Here is a 19563-nt window from a genome sequence, read left to right on the forward strand (position 1 = left end):
GGGCCCGGGGAGGTACACGACCCCGGACGCTGTGTCGAGCGCCCCGCCGTACTCCGTCCACCAGCCCTCGGGAGAACCCGCGTACGGTCCGACTGGATCGTCTACGAGACTGATCAGCTCAGGGGCGGGTAACGCGCTCACGCGGACGCGGGCCCGCTTCACGGGGGCGGTCACCTGGGGCACTCCAAGTGCCGGTACCGAACGGCCGGACGGCGTGAGTCCTGCCCAAGCTCAACCCGGCGGCACGCTTCAAGTGTCTTGATCCGCTGCTGGCAGTTGGGGCACGTCTCCCCCGGTGGCGCATAGGTCGTGTACTCGCCCTGTCTCGCGTCGGTGTCATCCTCAGCGCGCTGGGGACTTCCGTGAACTCTGGTTGTAGCTTTGGGCACTGCCGTCAACCTCCTACCGGTTGGTGGCCACGCCCCCGGACGTTCGCCGCGTCGCGGGGGTCTGACCGTTCGGCACGTAGGTCGCGCCGCCTGAAAAGCTTCAGCCCGACGGGACACCTCCGGGAACCGCGAACGGGGAACCCCGCAAGCCCATTTGGGGAACCCCTCTGGAGTGCCAGGACTACCCTTGGACGAGATCACTTCCGTCCCTGCAAGGTGGTGGCGCTCATGGACGACCGCGAGACACGGCGCATCGGATACTCGCTGACGATCCCCGACACGCTGCTACAGAGCGACGCCATGCGCGGAGCCTGCGCGATCCGCGACTTTCAGGAGATCTTCCGTCTCGTCAACAGGCGTACGGGTTCCAGTTACGCGGTGATGGCTGCCGCAGTCGGCAGGATGACCAGCTCACGCGTGAGTGATGTGATCCGTGGTGTACGGAGAATTCGCGGGCAGGAAGTGATCGAACGCGTAGCTGACGGGTTCGGCATCCCCGGCGAAATGTTTGGATTACCGCAACGACCGTGGGAGGGTTCCCCGGCGAAAGCACACCTGCCCCAACCCTCGCCTTACTCTGGCTCAAGTCGAGAGGCGGCGGAAACGGCATATCTCTTGCCACAGAGCGACGAAGAAATTACCGCTGTCGCTGACTCCGATGTACTTCTTGTCTCCGTATGGATCGAAGGGAGGAAACACATCGTGCCTGTCAGCCGGCGAACCCTGATCACTGGTGCGATCAGCGCCGCTCTGCAAGCAGCGGACTCAGCGCGACTTCCTGAACCCGCCAAGGAATTCAGTCCGGTTCCCCCAGCGTTGCCGAAACTCGACGCAACCCGTATCGAAGCAGCTACAGAGCACCTCCGAGACATGTGGCATTCCCTTGTCCAAGCAGACAACCTCTTCGGTCCACGGCACGCTCTTACGTCAGTACACCAACAACTATCCATCCTTGAATCACTTCTGGAATACGCCAGAGGTCCACAGCGCTCCGAGTTGCTGAGGCTTGCCGCACAATACGCCGAGTCAGCCGCATGGCTTTATGAAGACTCGGCAGATATCCCGAACGCCACAAGATGGACCAGCCAATCCATGGAATGGGCAACCGAGTCCGGCGATCAGGCTATGGTGACATGGACACTCTTCCGCAAGAGTCAACAAGCCACCACGAAGAAAAATGCGGCACAGGCTATTAGTCTTGCTCAAGCCGCCCAGCGAAACAGCTCCGACCTTACGCGACCCATGCGGGCGGCGGCCATACAGCAAGAAGCGCACGGATACGCTCTGGACGCAGACGAGGTTTCCTGCCATTCACGCCTGGACGATGCCCACGAATTTGCGGCCTCGCCGGACACAAAAGGAGACGCCCGCACCGGGCACGGAGATTTCTGCACTGCAAGTTACATCGAAATTCAGCGCGCTAATTGCTGGCTCACCCTCGGGCGGCCCGATCTGGCCGTGCCGCTTTTTGAAACCGCACTCGACGAGCTTCCCGACGCCTACCAGCGTGACAGAGGTCTTGCACAGGCGCGCCTGGCACTGGCATACGCGGGAGTACGAGAGTACGACTCGGCGGCAGCACAAGCCACCTCGGCACTGAGCATCGCACGCAGTTCCGGTTCATTGCGCACGATGCACGAGACGGTGTTCGCAGTTAACGCACTTGGGGAAGTTCACACGTCACAGTCAGTGTCTCAACTTTTTGATGCCATTAAGGAAGAGGGGAATTCCTGAAGTGGCGAATGCGTACGAGGTAGCGGCTATGCGTCGCGCAATCGCAATTTCGGCTCAGGGGTTGGGGTCGACTAGCCCGAACCCGCCTGTTGGCTGTGTCATTCTCGACAGCGAGGGGCGAACGGCCGGCGAGGGGTATCACGTACGCAAAGGTGAATCGCACGCGGAAGTCAATGCACTTACAGCCGCTGGAAAACAGGCAGAGGGTGGAACCGCCGTCGTCACACTGGAACCATGTAATCATTATGGACGCACACCACCGTGCCGCGAAGCCTTGATCAATGCGAACGTAGCGAGAGTACTCATTGCGATAATGGACCCAACATCTCGCGGTGAGGGCGGGGCAGCGCTCCTACGGAGAGCTGGAGTGGAAGTCGAACTGGACTTCCTGAGAGATGAGGCACTTCTAGTTCTAGGAACTTGGCAAGCTTCCCTGAATGATGGCCGCCCATTCATTTCATGGATCTACGAAGCGGGCACGGACGGGAAACCAGACCGCAATCTCGCACAGGATTTCATCCTTGAAGAAATGGATTCAATTCGGGAATCTTACGATCTCGTGATTGGCCGGGACGGTGGTATCGAAGAAGGAGTGCCAGGGGGTCATGGCAAGGACGCATTCCATCTTCCGATTGGAGCACTGGGCGACGATGTTGACGATGTCGACGAGATGGTGAAAGCACTCAATACCTCAGGAACGCGGTCTGTTCTGCTATTCGGTGCAGCCGATCAATTTTCTCGACTTGCTTCAGCAGGAATGATTGATCAGGTGATCTCCTACCTGCCGCGAACATCACCCTCATGGTCGCCCGGGAAGGATGTCGGCAGGGTTACCGCAATTCCCGATGGATTTCGATTGACCGAGGTTACCCGGACCGCATCACATGTCCGTCTGACAGGACGCAGAACCTGGGGTAGTTGATCTCGGGGTCCCCGTTGGCGGAGCCATCACCCGGTCAGTTCAGTGAGCGCATTTCATCTTGGCGTTGACCTGGCCAGATGAAGGGTGAGGACGGCTCGGACAAGGTCGGTGATCCGGTTGGTGCTGCATCGGATCTTGCGGAGGACTCGCCAGCCCTTCAGCGTGGCGACGGCTTGTTCGCCGACGCAGCGGATCTTGGCGTGGGTTGTGTTGTGGTGGCGCTGCCACCGCTTGAGTTTCCGGCCGCGGATCGGCACCCGGATGTGTCGCCCCGCCGCCTGGTATGCGCGGTCGGCCCAGGTCGTCAGCCCGGTGGTGCTCAGGGCCTCCACGATCCCGTGGGTGCGGGCGGCGGTCAGGTCGTGGGTGGCACCGGGCAACGCAGGCGAGGCCCACAGCAGTTTGCCGTGCGGATCGGCGATGAGCTGCACGTTCATTCCATGGCGTTTGTGTTTCCCGGAGTAGTACGGGCGGTCGGCAGCGATCCGGTCGATCGGCAGGAGCGTGCCGTCCAGGATCAGGAACGCCTTGCGTCGGGCCTCGTCCATGGCCTGCTGGAGCGTCGGGGCGAGGACGGACAGGACTTCGATCGCCTCGCGTATGTAGCGGTAGGCCGTGGCGGTGCCGATGCCGAACCCTGCGGCGAGCTGGGCGTAGGTATCGCCCTTGCGCAGGTGGGCCAGGACCAGCAGTGCCTGGTGGCCCGGCGGCAGGCGCCGCCACCGCGTGCCCTGCCGTCGATGCCGCGAGCGCAGTTGGCCGGCCAGGAAGCGCAAGGTGAAGCTGGACAGGTCGATGCCGGAGCGGTAGATAAGCACGCGAAGCCTTTGGTGGATCTGGTTCTCTTGGTCGAAAACCCATCTACCAGGGGCTTCTTGGCGCTGTCAGCCCAACGAGTAAGCCAGTCCGGCAGTGGAACAGGCTCGTTCACCGCGGAGCGCCCGTGCCGCACCGGTCTTCACCCCGCAGCGATGTCCCGGAACCCGCCCTCGCAGTACCAGGGGCTGTCGGCGAGCGCGCGGTACAGGGCCGCCATCCAGTTGTTCTGCCGGGGCTTGCTGCGAAAGCGCATCAAGCTTGCGAGCTCGGCCCGGACGTCCCCCGCCCCACCAGCAAGGAACACCTCCTCCAGAGCCGCGCCGACAGTGACGAGTTCGTCGGCGCACTGCTTCGCGAAGAGCGTGTCGAGCTCGAAGGCATCGAAGTGGAACCGCACGCGGTCGGCGAGGTCCTCACCCCAGGCGGGGTGCGGGTCCACGAAGTAGCGGACCCGCCAATCGAGCGGCCCCGGGACAGGTTGGACGAGGAGTTCGGCGCGCAGCCAGAGCTGGTCTTCGATGTCGTCGTAATAGGGGTGGAGGCTCTGCTCTCCCCCTGTGGCCGGGAAGCGATCGAGCTTGACGGTATTGCAGTCGGCGCAGACAGGGATGAGATTGTTGGGCGCCACCGCCAGGAAGGGGTAGTGGGCTTTCGGCAGGTGATGGTCCACCTGCTTGATGCGGCCGATCCCGCACAACGGGCACTTGCCCGGAGCGTTCCTGATCCGGTCGTAGAGCGGGCGCCCGGGGTATTCCTTGTCCCGCAGCCGCCGGTCGTAAAGCCTTATCAGCGCCTTGGTGTGATTCTTATCGGGCGGGTTCGGGCCGAACGCCCCGCGGTCCAGTGAGTGCAGCGCAGACGCGGTGCACGCCGCGTCGAAGGTCTCTGCCGCCTTGACTATGGACTCCTCGTATCCCGACAGAATCTTTCCCTGCACCTTGCCGACCTTGGTGCTGGTGCAGAGCTGGAAGACTTCACGGCCGGATTCCTGCACCGGGCGGTCGATGTGCAGCATCAGCGCGTCCCGTCCCGGTGGCGGCGAGCGGCCACACGGGCCAGCCCACGGCCCTCTGCCCCCAGCGCGTCGTCGAAGGCGTCCAGAATGTCCTCGTAGGTGTACCCCTCCCTCGCGAACTGCTCGATCATGGCGTGGAATCCGGTGCGGGTGACTTCCAGACCAAAGATCTCCCGGGTGATGACCCCCACGTTCTCCCCGAACGTCTCGATCTCGGGGTGATCCACCGCCACGTCGCTCCCCGCCCGGCGCAGCGCCCACACCGCGCGGCGCGGTGTCTCCTGGAGGACCACCGGCGAGTGCGTAGCGATGAGCGCGACCCCGTTGGTGTCCAGGAGCAGTGCGGACAGCACCCGGATGAAAGTCGACAGCAGCGGCGGGTGCAGGTGTGCCTCGGGCTCGTCGACCAGGACCAGGGTCCGCTCGGTGCAGTGCTCGACCAGTCTGGCCAGGGTGAGAAGGACAATCTTGTGCCCCGAGCTCAACGGGGCAAAGACGCTCTTCGCGTCGGGCCGTTCGCCGTCGGGGGCTGCGAGGAGAGCGATTCGCTGGTCCTGGAAGATTGGGTCGGTCTCCTCCAAACGCTCCAGGGCCTCACGCCAGCGCTGTTCGCGTACGGGGCCTTGGGACACGCAGGCGCTCGCGCTGTCGGCGAACTCCTGCCCGAGCTCGGATGGCCCTTTCAGGCTGCTTTCCCCGCGTTTCTTCAGGCCGACGTACTGGTAGCCGACATGCCGGGTCGGGGCGAGCGGCTCAAGGGCGTCGAAGGCGCTGAACCCGACAGAAACCAGGTTCGCGAACGGATGGGCATAGTTCCCCGCACGGTCGGTGAGCCGACTTCCATCAATCGGCTGAAGACGCGCGCCAAGCACTGTGCGGGCGAGTGTGTCCAAGACGTGGGTCTTGCCGACACCGTTGCTGCCGATCAGTGCGTGCACGTTGGTCGGCGGCATGGCATCGGGGTCGACTTCAAGGCCCAGGCGGATCCACGACCGATCGGGCTCCGAGACGCGCTGCCGGTAGTCGATGTCGAATTTGGAGCGTGTCGGCCCTCCGGTCGCGATGCGGTGGAACTGGCCGGTCACCGTCTCGGGTTCCGTGCCTCGCAAGAGCGAAGTTGTCATCGCCGCCTCTTCGGAAGCGACCTCGAAGAGGTGGGGATCGAACGCGGCGTCCTTCAACGTCCTGAGGATGGACTCGCGCGTGCTGGAGTCGAACTCGTCACGCAACTGGGTGTAGTAGCTTTCGTCGACCCCCAGCGAGAAGTACCGGTCGGTGAGACGCTCGAACGTCTGCGGGAGGTCGACCCTGCCCGGTTCCATCCCGTAGCAGGCAACCTTGCAGATACCGATCTCGATCTGCCGTGAGCCGTTGAAACACCACAGTGTGAAACTGGTCTTGAACCCGAAGTCGTCCCACATGTCCTGAACAAGGAACGCACCCGGTGCCTCCCTCGGAGGCACACGGCGCGGCGGTATCTGCGTGAAGAGCACCTACGCACGCTACCCGGACCGGTCGCACCACGTCCGCCCGATACTTCTCCTCGCCCGGAGCAATCACCGAATCGCCTCGATACTCGGCGCATCGCGGGAGGGTCTGGTCACCCTCGCGTCGTCAGCGGCCACGGCCAGGAACGGCAGGGCGAACATAGCCAGAGTGACGTGCTTGTGCCCGGCGATCCAGCTGCGGACCTGGTAGTGGTTCAGGCCGCCCTGACCCTTTGCGACCTGGCGCACCACCGTCGGGCAGGCGCGGAACGTCGTCGCCGCACCCGCACCCGCGTGGATGGTCCCAGACCTGGGACATCTCGATACCGCACCCACGGTCTACCCCAGCCGAGTTCCCGCGGCCGAAGCGAAGCTGGTGTTCTACGAGGCACGGCCCCTTCGGATGCAAGTCATGGATGACATTCTCCCACAGCCCAAGATCGGCAAGACAGAACCTAGTCGTCCTTCACCACGCATCAGCGTGAGGTTGGAAAGCGCTCAGTGTCGTCGGTGTGATGGTGGGCTTTCGTCGTGGGCGGGGGGGATCCTGCCCTCGATCGAGCGGACCGCTTACCCGCGGTTCAAGCGGCTGATCACCGCGCATGAGCTGCACCTGATCTTCTCGACGACGCGAGAGGAGGCGGCGCGGGCCGCTGAGCGGATGGACGCTGACGGCCACCAGCTCACGGTGCTGCCGGCGCTGAAGTCGTACCAGCGGATGGGGCGGTTCCCGAAGGCGGACGAGTACCCGGGGATGGTGGTCGACTTCGTCCGTCGTGCGGTGGAGCTGCCGGAGGGCACACAGCGTTGTGGGCGACGGGCCGACGGCGGAGCGGCAGCGTACGGAGGTGCGCGGGCGGGTGGGCGTGACGTACCACCAGGCGCGGGCCCGCCGGATCGCCGAGGAGTCGGTCCGTAAGGAGGCCACGGCTAAGAACCGCCCGGCCGATCTGATCAACATCGCGCTGGAGAAGGTGGTCGGGACCGGGCCGGAACTGCCGCCGTTCTCCACCTGATGCCCAGCCCGGCCGGAATGGGCGGCGAGACCCGCGAACACCCTCGTACGCGCAGGCCGGTGCCTGTACCGCGCCGAGCGCGCCTACGTCGACGACGCGGGCATCGGCCACGAGGTCGAGTGACGCAGCGCACGAGTTGCTGGAAGATCTCCGGCGCCGGATCGCGTCCCGCAGGGCCACGCCGTACAGGGGCAGGCCGCCTCCCGGGTCACGGGTGGATAGATATATGGGCATGGCTCAAAATCATTCTTTTGGCTTAATTTAGACCTCGGGATTCCCGCATGCCCTTCAGGCGGGGCGGCCAGGTGGGGCGAATCGTGCAGAAACGGTCGATATAAGATCTGAAAACTTCAAGGAACCCCTGGAACTTCGGCTTTACTTGTGCAACTCTGAATTCCAGAGAAGTCCTCCCCTCGAATTGGAACCGGCCCACTCAACGAGTTCCTGAACCGATCGCCGGCATATACCCTTCCGGGCACAGACAGAAAGAGGCCACCATGATCACAGATGAAACTGGGGTGGAGAGTTGGCTCCGGGAATTCATCGGAACGTACGACGGCGTGGCTGGCTCTGTTCATGTGCGCCAAGGCGAAGGCGTTGCGCTGGCTGCCGCCGTCAACCTGCCGCCGAAGGTACGGGAGGTTACAGCGTTTGTGCCTCGAGGCAAGGGCATGGCGGGGCTGGCCCTGGAGCGGGGGGTGGCGGTGCAGTCCTGCAATATCCAGACGGATGACAGCGGTGATGTCCGACCGGGGGCGCGGGCGGTGAATGCTAAGGCCGCCGTGGCGCTACCGGTACGCGACGAGAACGGGGACGTCGCGGCCATCGTCGGTATCGCATTCGCGAGCGAACGCTCAGAGTTCCTGGGTGCGGAATTGCAACGGATGGAAACCCATGCCCGAGCACTTCTTGACAGGGTCCAAGACATCTGTCAGCGACAGTGGACGGAGCGGTAGAGCCTCGCCAAATTCGGCTCGCCACCTGGTATGGCCCGACCGGGAATGCTCTACACAATTTGACCGCTGGGTTCACACCGAGGTCCGCCAACCTCACCGACAACGACAAGACAAAGGGATCGATTAGTGACACTAGATGGGGTGAATTCAGTGGGTTCCGCGTCAATCCTGGAGATGAGGAAAAGGGCCGGCGACTGGCTGCTGAGGCATCAAGGCTCATCCGGAGCGTGGGGGTTGCGCCTTAAAGCCGACGGGCCGGATCCGAGCGTTTTCGTCACCTCGTTGTCCGGATTGGCGCTATTGAACATTGATCGGGCGGCCGCCGAACGGGCCGCCGAGTGGCTGGCGGGCGAGCAGCTGGAGGATGGGGCATTCGGTGAGGGAGCCAGCGGGCGCCTGTACCGTCCTGCGGCCACCGGTATGGGGACGCGGCTACTGTGCGCCGTGGACAGGGAACGATACGCCGCCCAGATCGCCAAGGCGGTCGATTACTTGAGGGGGTGCCAGGAGAAGGAGGGAATGCAGCGCGGTGGTTTCGGCGAGGGGAGAACAGGGGTGTTCAGTACTCCTAGCCACCCGAACCGAGAAGTCACCATGGGTGGGCCCTCGATAACCGATACCATGTTTTCTGCGACGGCTCTGCGGTACGCGGAGGTCGCACCCAGCGACCCTCTCTGGAGGGAGATGGTGAACTACGTCCATTGCTGTCACAACACTCCCTTGATCAACAATCGTCCAGACATCCAGGAGTATCTCGCCGACAACAGGTTCCGCCTTTCCGGCGATGGAGGAATTTTTCTAACCCTGGACCGCTTCCGGCGGCGGCCCGAGGCGCGGGAAGCGCTGGGTCAGAACCTGACCCCAATCATATCCACCGGACTCGCCACACTGCAGGGAATGTTTATCTATCTCGGGGCGGGACTGTCCCATTCCTCACCGGAGGTGACGACCACTCTCGACTGGCTCCGTCAGTACTACACCGTCAGCGAACACGCGCGATACGCCGACGCACTCAAATTTGATTTTGACCAGTCACTGCACTGGCCTGAGGGGCATCCCGGCTTGACGGTCACCGATGATCCCGAAACGCGGGGTTCTAGCGTGCCCGCGACCCGACTAAAGTCCTCCAGAGGTTTTCATTTCGTCGATCGCGGCGATACGGTGGAAATCGTTCCCGACCGGCATGGCGACCCGAGTCAGGCGGGCCTGTACCTATACCTGTGGCTCATGGCGGAATGCCTAAATGAATTGGAGATCGAGACACTGCTCACCGCCGACGACCGCGAGCATTCCTGGGCCAACGAGATGGCTTCCCACTTGCGCTCACTGCAGCGTCCCGACGGATCCTGGAGTAACAGGAACCCCCAGTTCATGGACAATGAACCCGCCCATGCCACCTCGCTCGTTCTCAACACTCTCAATGTTCTGGCGCCTCGTTGTTGAAGTTGTCCTCGATCGTTCAAGAGTCCTCGTGGGTGTGCTGACGGGGACTCTGTGTTTGTGAGGTGCAGTCTTTTCGCGGCGCGGGTACGAGGACGGAGCCGGCGATCACGGACAGCAGGCCGAGCACGATCGGTACGCCTTCGGGGACCATCCCTGCGGGATCTCTGCGCATTGCCGATGTCCGGCAATCTTCGGCTCGGGAGCCAGCGGGTCCAGGCGCCAGTACCAGCGCATCTGAGGTGCCGGTCCCCCCTCGGGCGGCGTGCGCGGCCCGACTCGCCGTCATGACCGTCATTCACTGACCCGGTGGTTACGGCGATCAGCAGGAGAGAATGATATGTGAGGGGAATGTAAAGACAGGGGGCAACTGTGGGGGCGGACAACGTAGTTGGGGACGGCGGGAACGGAGCTCTCTTACTGGGCCGTTCCGTCGAACTGGCCCGGTTCGACGCACTGCTCGACCGTGCGGCAGACAGCGCACGCGACATGGCACGGGGCGGGGAGTTCCGTGACAGCGGGGGTTCCCGGCTCGTCGACATCACCGGTGAGGCCGGCATCGGCAAGAGCCGGCTGCTCGGCGAGGTCTGCGCGCGGGCGCGGCGACGCGGAATGACCGTACTGCGCGGCAGAGCCACGGAGTACGAACGGCAGGTGCCGTTCCAGGTGTTCACCGACGCGCTCGCCCACCTAGACCCGCACGCCCTGGACGGCTTCGAGGAGACCGACGCGGTGGCGCCCCTGCTCCAGCGGAGCGGCACGGTCGACCGTTTCGGACTGCACCGGTCCACGGCCGTCCTGCTCGCCCGGCTCGCCGCCCCGTCCGGACTGCTGCTGGCCCTCGACGACCTGCACTGGGCGGACCCGGCGTCACTGGAGCTGCTCGACCATCTCGTACGCCATCCCGTGCACGCGCCCGTCGTCCTGGCCGTGACCCGCCGTGACCGCCAGAGCCCCGAGTCCCTCGCCGCCAGGCTCACCCGGGAAGTCGACACCGGCACGGTCGTCAGACTCGCTCTGAGACCGCTGAGCGCACGCGACTGCGCCGAACTGGCCGGCCCCGGCCTGCCGCCCGCCGACACCGCCGCGCTGTACGCCGCGAGCGAGGGCAACCCCTTCTACTTCCTGACCCTCCTTCAGGCCCACCGCGGAGGTTCGGCGCCCGAGTCCTCGGCGCCGCCCGGCCTCGGCACCCTGCTGCTGGACGAACTGACCGTGCTCGCCCCCTCGCGGCGCGCCATCGTCGACGCCGTGGCGGTACTGGGCGAGCACGCCACCCCGGCGATGGTCAGCCGGGTGACCGGCCACTCCGGCACCGCGTTCACCGCCGACGTCCACGCGCTCACCCGACGCGACCTGCTGCGCCCCACCCCGCAGGGCCTGCTGACCCTGCGGCATCCGGTCGTACGCACCCTCGTCCACGAAAGCACGCCCCTCCTGAGGCGCGTCGAGATCCACCGGCTCGCCGCGCGGGAACTGGCCCACGCGGGCGTCTCCGCCGCCGAGCGGGCCCACCATGTCGAACAGTCGCTGACCGCCTGGGACCCGGCAGCGGTGGCCGTACTCGAAGAGGCCGCCGCACGAACCGCCCGGACCGCCCCGGCGAGCTGCGCCCACTGGCTCGACGTGGCCCTCCGCCACCTGCCGCACACGCCCGAACACACCGCCCGGCGGCGTGAGTTGGTGCTGAGGCGGGCCCGCGCCCTGGCCGCGTGCGGTGGTCTGCGCGAGAGCCGCGACCTGCTCCAGGAGCTGATCGCCACCCCACGGCGGACACCCGGCGCCCCGGCCACCGGCGAGAACCAGGACCTCGGTGAGAATCAGGGCTTCGGTCAGAGCCAGAGCCGACTCAGAGTGCGCGCGGTCGTCCTGTGCGCGCTGGTGGAACGTCATCTGGGGCGCTGCACCGAGGCGGTCGCGCTGTTACGCCGCGAGCTGGCTCGCGGCCACGCCCCGGCCGACGTCGTCCGGCTCGGCCTGGAGCTGGGCTCGGCCGCGCCCCAGGACAGCGACACCTCGTACGCCCAGGTGCGCACGGACGTGGACATGGCACTCGAGGCGGCCCGGTCCACGGGGGACGAGGTCGGGGAGGCGGGCGTCCTCGCCGTCGCCGCCCTGGGAGAGGCGTACGAGGGCAACATGACCGCCGCGCACGGACTGGCCCGGCAGGCCGCCGCCCTGGTCGACTCCCTGCCCGACAACGACCTCACCGCGCTGTGCGAACCCCTGGCCCGGCTGGGCTGGGCGGAGGCCTTCCTGGAGCACTACCCGGACGCGGAACGGCACGCGGAGCGCGGCCTCGACATCGCCCGCCGCAGCGGCCAGCTCTATGTCGTGCCCCATCTGCTGCTGTGCCTGTCCCATGTCCGGGTCCAGACCTGCCGGGTCTCCTCGGCGCTGGAACTCGCCGACCAGGCCGAGGACATCGCCCGCGGGATCGGCAGCGACCAGTTGCTCGCGTTCGTACTGGCGAGCAAGGCGTCGGCACTCGTCGCCGGCTGTCCGCCGGGCGATCCGCGCCCTCTCGCCGTCGCCGAGGAGGCGGTGGCCGCGGCCGGCACCGGGGTCGACTGGTGGGCCTCCACGGCCTGGTGCATCTTCGGCTGGGCCGCACTCATGGCCGGCGATCCGGTCCGGGCCCGGGACGCGATGCTCCAGGCGGGCGGCCCCGAACTGCAGCGGATCCAGCCCTCGATGCGGCCGCTCTACCTGGAGATCCTGGTCACGTCCGCGCTGGTGACGGGCCGGCCCGAGGAGGCCCGCGGCTGGGCCGAGCGGGCGCGCAAGGAGGCGGAACAACTGGGGCTGTCGATGCAGCGGGCGTCCGCGCTGCGCAGCAGCGCCCATCTGCCGCTGGCGCAGGGGGACACCGCGGCTGCGGCGGACCTGTTCGCGGAGGCCGCGGCGGAGAGCGCCCGCTGCGGCGCGGTCTTCTGGGAGGCCCACTCCCTGCTGCTCGGCGCCCCGCTGGAAGCGGCGGCGGGCCATGACCGGGGCGGCGCGCGCGCCTGGCTCAGGGGGCGCCGGCTCGCCGAGGCGGGCGGCAGCGGCATGCTCGTCGGCCTCGCCGACGCCACCCGACCGCCCGGCGTCGACTCCGAGGCCCCGTACGGTTCCCCGGACCGCACGGAACTCACCCGGCGACTGGCCACCCTGACCGCCCGGGAGCTGGAGATAGCCGAGCTGGTGGCGCAGGGGCTCACCAGCCAGGCCATCGCGGACCGGCTCTACGTCAGCCGGCGTACCGTCGACACCCATGTCTCCCGCGCCTTCCGCAAGACCGGGGTCTCCTCACGCACCGCCCTGGCCACGCTGATGGCCCGCCGCCGCGCCGGGAGCCGTTTCGGGGACGCCCGCACGGAACAGGACTGACGGACCGACCCTGGCCTTGGTCCTGGTCCTAGTGCCCTCGGGGCGGTGACCGGCGAGCCTCCGCGAACCGGCCACCGTCACCGCCCCGTCTCGCCAACTCGGCCGGGAAGCCGCCTACTTGACGTCGACGAAGTCGCCGGGCACCGTCGCGGAGCCGGTCGTGGCGGTGCCCGCGAAGACGAAGCGGTAGTCGCCGTCGACGCCGGCCTTGGTGGTGGTGCTCAGGGCGCCGGTGCGGCTGGTCTTGATCGTCTTGAGGGTGGTGTAGGTGGTGCTGCCCTTCTTGCGGAACTGCAGCTTCACCGGCTGGGTCGCGTATCCCGTGGTCTTGCCCGTGCTCCAGTCGGCGCGGGTCAGCTTGCCGGTGACCGTGATGGTCTTGCCCTTCTTCACCGGCTCCGGGGTGGCGTTGACGGTCAGCTTGGCGGCACGCTTGATGCTGGTCCTGGCGACGTCGTCGTTGTAACTGGCGTTCGCGTAGAGGTCGTAGGCGCCCAGGAAGACCTTCCAGACCCCCGCGACGCCGTTGCCGTCCTTGAAGTCGACCGCGGGGTCGATGTTGAAGACCGCCTTGCAGCTGTAGCTGTAGCCGCCCTCGACCGGCGTCTCCGTGCAGACGGGGTTGTCGTCCGTCCCCAGGGCGCCGGTGATGGTGTCCGTGCTCGAACTGTCGGTGCCCTGCCACAGGAACGCCATGGTGAGGGCTACGCCTTCCTCGTCGAAGGCGGTGAACGTGACGGGAACGGCCTTCTTGCCCGTCACGCCGAGCACGATGTCCTTGCCCTTGTTGACGACCCCGTTCTTGAACGTGGTGCCGCCCAGCGCGTCCTTCGGCTGGACGGCGCCCCGCGAGGCGAAGGTTCTGAGCTCCGCCGCCGTCCCGGGGCGCTCGGCTCCCTGGGCGGCGCCCGGAAGAACGAGCGCCGTGAGGACGAGGGCGCCGGAAACGACGGTGGCCGCTGTGTGCATGTGTATACGCATGTGATTCCCCCAAGGTGAGGTGACAAGGTCAAATGGCCAACAGGTGGCTCAGGGTGAGGCCGTGCCGAAGATGTCGTCGAGGTCGAAACTGCGCTCGGGAGTCGGGTAGAGATCCGTCGGGTACAAGTCCGTCGGGTACAGGTCCGTCGGCTGGGAGCCCGGCGGGGGTACGTCGGCCGGGTCGGCGGTGGGCTTGCCGTCCTGGCTGCACACCTGCGGTGCCGAGGGCTCGGACAGCTCGTAGTCGGCGACCCGCCGCGACCGGAACTCCACGGAGGTGCTCCCCCAGGCATCCTTTTCGCCGCCGACCTTGACCTCCTCGGGCAGTTCCCTGCTCGTCAGCGGCTTGCCCACGGTGACCGAGACGAGGGCACCCACGCAGGGACTGCGGTCCGTCGCGTAGAGGGACGCGGGCAGGGCGATCTTCTGCTCGACGCGCGCGTCCGTATGCAGTTCGACGCGTTTCGCCCGGCGGATGTCGAAGTAGTAGGCGGGTCGCGTCCCGTCCGAGAGACGTTCGCCGTCGGTGCCGGTCGCGACTCCGTACACCAGCTTCCAGAACTCGACCTGCACGGTGATCTTCCGGCAGAGCGGTCCGTTGTACCCCGGCAGGCTGACAACCCTCAGCCCCTTGCCGTCGTCCACGTAGTTCTGCTTGGGCGTCTCGACGACGAGCCCGACCCAGTCCGTGGATTCCCCGACCGTCCACCGCCTGTTGTCGTGGCAGCCGGACGCCCCGGTCGGGTACGGAGGGGTGAGGGACGGGGTCGGCGAAGGGCTCGGCGACTCGGACACACCCGTCGCGCTCTCGGACGGATCCCCGGAGAGGGCGGTGCCGTGGGCGCTCGAACACCCCCCGGTGAACAGGACGGCCACGGCGAGGGCCGCGACGACAGGCACAACGCCAGCCACGACGGAGTCTTTCCGCCCGGGTCCGCGCCTCCGTACGTACCTCGGTACGCACCTCATCGGTCGAACCAGTTCCTGGCCTCCGCGGTGCTCAGGCCCCGCAGCACGACGAGGGCGAGGACGATGCCCGGGAGAACCGATACTCCCCCCTGGAACACGCCCACCACACCGATCAGCACGCCCAGCGCCTCGATGACGATGACCGTGACACGTATCCCCTTCAACCGCCTCTCCGCGAAGACACCGCACAGCAGAAGCACCCCGGCGATCACCAGCGACACCACCGCCAGGAACCGGATCAGCCCGGCCCCGTCCTCCCGACCGTGGTCCGCCCCGTCGCTCACCAGGGCCACCAACAGGAATCCCACCACCAGGTTCAGTACGGCCTGGATCCACACCCCCACCAACGCCTGCCGGACGCTCTTCGGCATCTGCGCTTTCACGCTCGGTGTCGTCATGAACACAAGAAAACGGCACGCGTGTCAGGGACACCTCGGTAGGAATACGTATTCCATGTACGTATGTTCCCTTGCCGCCGCCATGGCTCAGTCGGAGACCGCGCGCTGCGGTCCGCTGACCGGCCCTCTTCAGACAGAACGTGAGGTGCTGGGCAGGACGGCTGCGAGGGTCCGGCGGGTCACCTCGTCGACGGAGCCGGTGGCGTTCACCCGGGTCAGCAGTCCTCGGGCCTTGTACCAGTCGAGCAGTGGCTCGGTCTGCTCGGTGTAGACGGCCAGGCGGTTGCGGACCGTCTCCTCCTGGTCGTCCTTCCGACGTTGCAGGGCCCCTCCGCACTGCTGACACGCGCCTGGCTCGTCGCCGGAGGCAGCGGTGGCGTGCTGTGCCAGTCCGCAGTCGCCGCAGGTGCGCCGGCCGGCCAGACGCCGTACGAGATCGTCGTCGGGGACGTCGAAGGCGAGTACGCGGTCCAGCGTCGCGTTGTGTGCTGCCAGGACCTCGTCGAGCAGTTCGCCCTGTCGCACCGTGCGGGGAAAGCCGTCGAGGAGGTAGCCGGAGGCGGCGTCGGCCTCCCGGAGGCGGTCGGCTGTCATCGCCGTAGTGACTTCGTCCGGCACAAGACCGCCGGCGTTCATGTATGTCCGGGCCTGGCGGCCGAGCGGGGTTCCTCGCTCGACATGGGCGCGGAAGAGGTCTCCGGTGGAGATCGCCGGAATGGACAGGTGCTCGGCGAGGACCCGGGCCTGGGTTCCCTTGCCTGCTCCGGGCGGGCCGATCAGGACGATGCGCACGGGTTCGTTTCTCCCAGCTGTGGTGCGGGCGCGATGGACAACTGTTCCGTGATGCGCTCGATGACGGAGGGATCGGCGAGCGTGGTGGTGTCGCCGGATCGGCGGTTCTCGGCGATGTCACGGAGCAGTCGGCGGGTGATCTTCCCTGAGCGGGTCTTCGGCAGTTCGGGTACGAGGACGATCCGGCGCGGTTTGGCGATGGGGCCCAAGGTAGCTCCCACGTGTGCGCGGAGTGCGTCGCTGACGGCTGCGTCGTCCACGCCGGAGTCGCCGTCGCCGCTGTCGCTGTCGCTGTCGCTGTCGCTGTCGCTGTCGCTGTCGCGCAGGATGACGAAGGCGACGATGGCCTGGGTGGTCTGCGGATCGGTGACGCCGACGACGGCGGCCTCGGCGACGGACGGGTGGGAGACGAGTGCGGACTCGACCTCGGTGGTGGAGATGTTGTGCCCGGAGACGAGCATGACGTCGTCGACGCGTCCGAGGAGCCAGATGTGGCCGTCCGCGTCCTTCTTGGCGCCGTCCCCCGCGAAGTACAGGGGAGTCTCTGTTTCCTCGCCGGGGGGCAGCACCGTTGTACGGGTGAAGCGTGACCAGTAGGTCTCGACGTAGCGGTCGTCGTCGCGCCAGATGGAGCGGGGCATGGACGGCCACGGTTCGGTGAGGACCAGGTAGCCGCCGCTGCCGTCGGGAACCGGCTTTCCGGTGTCGTCCACGACCTCGGCGCGGATGCCGGGCAGCGGGGTCATGGCCGATCCCGGTTTGGTCGCGGTGACCCCGGGGAGCGGCGCGATCATCATGGCGCCGGTCTCGGTCTGCCACCAGGTGTCCACGATCGGGCAGCGGCCTCCGCCGATCTTCTCGCGGTACCACATCCATGCCTCGGGGTTGATCGGCTCACCGACCGATCCCAGCAGGCGCAGGCTGGACAGGTCGTACTGGGCGGGGATGTCGTCGCCCCACTTCATGCACGTGCGGATCGCGGTGGGCGCGGTGTAGAGGAGGGTGACGCCGTACCTTTCCACGATCTCCCACCAGCGTCCGGTGTGCGGGGTGTCCGGCGTGCCCTCGTAGATCACCTGGGTGGCGGCGTTCGCGAGCGGGCCGTAGACGATGTACGAGTGGCCGGTGACCCAGCCGACGTCGGCGGTGCACCAGTACACGTCGGTCTCCGGCTTGAGGTCGAAGACGGCGTGATGGGTGTAGGCGGCCTGGGTGAGGTAGCCGCCGGTGGTGTGCACGATGCCCTTCGGCTTACCCGTCGTACCGGAGGTGTACATGATGAACAGCGGGTGCTGGGCGTCGAAGGCCTCCGGGATGTGCCGGTCGCTCTGTGCCTGGACCACGTCGTGCCACCACAGGTCCCGACCGGGGGTGAGGGCGACCTCCTCGCCCGTGCGGCGCACGACCAGGACGTTCTCCACGCTCGGGCAGGACTCCAGGGCCCGGTCGGCGGCCGGCTTGAGGGGCGTGGGCTTGCCGCGCCGGTAGGAGCCGTCGGCCGTGATGAGCAGCTTCGCCTCCGTGTCCTGGATGCGGCTCGCGACCGCGTCCGCGGAGAACCCGCCGAAGACGACCGAGTGGACGGCGCCGATGCGGGCGCAGGCCAGCATGGCTATCAGGGTCTCGGGGATCATCGGCAGGTAGAGGGCCACCCGGTCACCCGCCTCGATCCCGAGTGAGGTGAGCGCGTTCGCGGCCCGGGACACCTCGCGGAGCAGTTCGCCGTAGGTAAGGGTGCGGGTGTCGCCGGGTTCGCCCTCGAAGTGGATGGCCACCCGCTCGCCGAGGCCGGCTTCCACGTGCCGGTCCACGCAGTTGTACGCCGCGTTGATCCTGCCGCCGTCGAACCATCGGGCGAACGGCGCCTGCGACCAGTCCAGCACCTGGTGGGGCGGCTCGGCCCAGTTCAGCCGACGGGCCTGCTCGGCCCAGAAGCCGAGCCTGTCCTCTTCGGCGGCCCGGTAGGCCTGGGCCGTCACGTTCGCCGTCGCGGCGAAGCCGGGCGGGGGCGGGAACCTGCGGTCTTCTCTCAGCAGGTTGGAGAGCGGCTCGGTGGTCATGTGCGTTGTCCCTAAGCGTTGAAAGATTGAGGGCAATTGAAGGCAATTGAGGGCAGGCGTGTGCGGGGGCGTGACAGACCGGTGGACAGACCTCGGTCGGTCCCGGTCGTCTGCTGCGGTCTGCCGCGGTGTCCTGCGAGTTGCTGCGAGTTGCCTGGAAGGCAGGCGCGTGGGCGCTTTCAGCCGCCGTCGGCGGCGAGTTCGTCCTCGCTGTGGGCGATCCGCCAGAACGCGACGGCGACGGTGGCGCGTTGACGCCCGCCCGGCTTCGTGACCGTGTAGCCGAGCTGGGTGGCGAGCCAGACCAGGCGCTCCTGGAGTGTCGAGTGGTGCAGGTGGAGGCCGGTCGCCGCTTGCCGCAGGCTGGCGTGGTCGAGCACTGCCTGGAGAGTGTCGATCACCCAGGGATGGGTGACCAGGGTCTGGTCCAGCCGGCGCACGTCGGCGATGCCGGCCGCCTCCTGGGGCGTGGTCCGCTCGGCGAGGACGGCGAGGGCTCCGAGATCGTCGTACGCCACCAGGGACGGGCCGGGGCCGTTCACCCGGTCGGTCAGCCGGAGCGCGAGACGGGCACGTTCCAGGGCGGCCGGCAGGTGTGCCGGCTCCTGGGCTACGGCTGTCCCGGCCCGCAGGTCCGACGGCGGGACCGCTGTCCCGGCGACCAGGGTGACCGCGTGCCGGCCGACCCGCGTGGAGTGGGGCGACGGTGGCTGGGGGGAGGCGATGACGATGACGGTCACCGGGCCGGCGAGCCCGAGCCGCTTGACGGCGTCGCGGCGGTCGTTCTCGGGGGCGTCGGGGTCGCAGGCGATCCGCACCGCGGCGTCGGCGGAGCGATCGACGGAGGCTCCCGTGACTGCCTGGATCGCTTTGGCCGAGCGCTCCAGGATGAGGGCGTCCAGCGGCCTCGCCTCGCCGGTCCGCTCCAGCCATACCCAGGAACCGGGGCGGTCGGGCACCGCCACGCGCGCCCATGAACCGCTCTGCGCCTCGGGCAGGGAGCGCCCTCCGGAGTCGTACCGAGGGCTGATGCCCCGGCCTGCGTCGTGCAGACCGGCGGGGCAGCCCGCCAGTGCGGCCACTGCCCGGACCATGGCCGCGGCCGAGGCGTGTTCCACGATCAGGCGGTCGAAGTGGTCGACGACGCGCAGCGCACTGGCCGCCGTGTCGTCGACGACTTCCAGCTTGACGATGAGATCACGCACAGAAGCCT

General features: G+C 67.1%; 16 protein-coding genes and 1 pseudogene. 7 read left to right on the top strand and 10 right to left on the bottom strand.

Annotation, left to right across the window (positions count from 1 at the left end; translation table 11 throughout):
* The first annotated feature begins 617 nt into the window (after positions 1 to 617).
* Together OG241_RS17560 and ribD are read left to right on the top strand one after the other, a co-directional pair.
* Positions 618 to 2123, top strand: coding sequence for a hypothetical protein (locus OG241_RS17560; RefSeq protein ID WP_405816390.1), 1506 nt, complete (start codon positions 618 to 620; stop codon positions 2121 to 2123).
* A gap of 28 nt (positions 2124 to 2151) precedes the next feature.
* Positions 2152 to 3045 carry a bifunctional diaminohydroxyphosphoribosylaminopyrimidine deaminase/5-amino-6-(5-phosphoribosylamino)uracil reductase RibD gene (gene ribD / locus OG241_RS17565; protein WP_405816391.1) on the top strand — a complete coding sequence of 298 codons (894 nt, stop codon included), beginning with the start codon at positions 2152 to 2154 and terminating at the stop codon, positions 3043 to 3045.
* A 53-nt stretch (positions 3046 to 3098) separates the two neighbouring features.
* On the opposite strand, the gene OG241_RS17570 is transcribed toward ribD, so the two are convergent.
* The 4 genes from OG241_RS17570 to OG241_RS17585 all read right to left on the bottom strand — a co-directional run bounded on the left by OG241_RS17570 (position 3099) and on the right by OG241_RS17585 (position 6615).
* Positions 3099 to 3863, bottom strand: coding sequence for a transposase family protein (locus OG241_RS17570; protein ID WP_267813647.1), 765 nt, complete (start codon positions 3861 to 3863; stop codon positions 3099 to 3101).
* A 140-nt stretch (positions 3864 to 4003) separates the two neighbouring features.
* Positions 4004 to 4879: a hypothetical protein gene (locus OG241_RS17575; RefSeq protein ID WP_405816393.1), complete on the bottom strand. Its 876-nt coding sequence runs from the start codon at positions 4877 to 4879 to the stop codon at positions 4004 to 4006.
* The gene (locus OG241_RS17580; RefSeq protein ID WP_405816394.1) at positions 4879 to 6372 is read right to left on the bottom strand and encodes an AAA family ATPase; all 1494 of its coding nucleotides are present in this window, start codon (positions 6370 to 6372) and stop codon (positions 4879 to 4881) included. Before OG241_RS17580 ends, OG241_RS17575 begins: the two co-directional genes overlap by 1 nt.
* Positions 6373 to 6435: 63 nt before the next feature.
* Positions 6436 to 6615 carry a hypothetical protein gene (locus OG241_RS17585; RefSeq protein WP_405826900.1) on the bottom strand — a complete coding sequence of 60 codons (180 nt, stop codon included), beginning with the start codon at positions 6613 to 6615 and terminating at the stop codon, positions 6436 to 6438.
* 163 nt (positions 6616 to 6778) lie between these two features.
* Here OG241_RS17585 and OG241_RS17590 point away from each other — a divergent pair.
* From OG241_RS17590 to OG241_RS17610, 5 genes and pseudogenes are all read left to right on the top strand, one after another.
* Positions 6779 to 7126: pseudogene (locus OG241_RS17590) on the top strand (hypothetical protein); the annotation flags it as partial.
* Between the two features lie 49 nt (positions 7127 to 7175).
* Complete coding sequence (locus tag OG241_RS17595; RefSeq protein ID WP_405826902.1) at positions 7176 to 7382, top strand: hypothetical protein; 207 nt, start codon at positions 7176 to 7178, stop codon at positions 7380 to 7382.
* A 497-nt stretch (positions 7383 to 7879) separates the two neighbouring features.
* Positions 7880 to 8338: a GAF domain-containing protein gene (locus tag OG241_RS17600; protein WP_405816396.1), complete on the top strand. Its 459-nt coding sequence runs from the start codon at positions 7880 to 7882 to the stop codon at positions 8336 to 8338.
* Between the two features lie 234 nt (positions 8339 to 8572).
* Positions 8573 to 9781, top strand: a complete 1209-nt coding sequence (locus OG241_RS17605; protein ID WP_405816397.1) for a prenyltransferase/squalene oxidase repeat-containing protein — start codon at positions 8573 to 8575, stop codon at positions 9779 to 9781.
* Positions 9782 to 10150: 369 nt separating this feature from the next.
* The gene (locus tag OG241_RS17610; protein ID WP_405816398.1) at positions 10151 to 13150 is read left to right on the top strand and encodes an AAA family ATPase; all 3000 of its coding nucleotides are present in this window, start codon (positions 10151 to 10153) and stop codon (positions 13148 to 13150) included.
* Positions 13151 to 13264: 114 nt separating this feature from the next.
* Here the strand turns inward: OG241_RS17610 and OG241_RS17615 are convergent, their stop codons facing one another.
* The 6 genes from OG241_RS17615 to OG241_RS17640 all read right to left on the bottom strand — a co-directional run bounded on the left by OG241_RS17615 (position 13265) and on the right by OG241_RS17640 (position 19555).
* Positions 13265 to 14131, bottom strand: coding sequence for a hypothetical protein (locus OG241_RS17615; RefSeq protein ID WP_405816399.1), 867 nt, complete (start codon positions 14129 to 14131; stop codon positions 13265 to 13267).
* Positions 14132 to 14179: 48 nt separating this feature from the next.
* Positions 14180 to 15043 carry a hypothetical protein gene (locus OG241_RS17620; protein ID WP_405816400.1) on the bottom strand — a complete coding sequence of 288 codons (864 nt, stop codon included), beginning with the start codon at positions 15041 to 15043 and terminating at the stop codon, positions 14180 to 14182.
* Between the two features lie 53 nt (positions 15044 to 15096).
* Positions 15097 to 15498, bottom strand: coding sequence for a hypothetical protein (locus OG241_RS17625; RefSeq protein WP_405816401.1), 402 nt, complete (start codon positions 15496 to 15498; stop codon positions 15097 to 15099).
* A gap of 129 nt (positions 15499 to 15627) precedes the next feature.
* Complete coding sequence (locus tag OG241_RS17630; RefSeq protein ID WP_405816403.1) at positions 15628 to 16290, bottom strand: adenylate kinase; 663 nt, start codon at positions 16288 to 16290, stop codon at positions 15628 to 15630.
* Positions 16275 to 18350 (bottom strand): acetate--CoA ligase, encoded by a 2076-nt coding sequence (gene acs, locus OG241_RS17635; RefSeq protein WP_405816404.1) that lies wholly within the window; start codon positions 18348 to 18350, stop codon positions 16275 to 16277. Before acs ends, OG241_RS17630 begins: the two co-directional genes overlap by 16 nt.
* 179 nt (positions 18351 to 18529) lie before the next feature.
* Positions 18530 to 19555 (bottom strand): helix-turn-helix domain-containing protein, encoded by a 1026-nt coding sequence (locus OG241_RS17640; protein WP_405816405.1) that lies wholly within the window; start codon positions 19553 to 19555, stop codon positions 18530 to 18532.
* Positions 19556 to 19563 lie beyond the last annotated feature (8 nt).

The organism is Streptomyces sp. NBC_01390 (genome assembly GCF_045040105.1).
GTDB lineage: Bacteria > Actinomycetota > Actinomycetes > Streptomycetales > Streptomycetaceae > Streptomyces.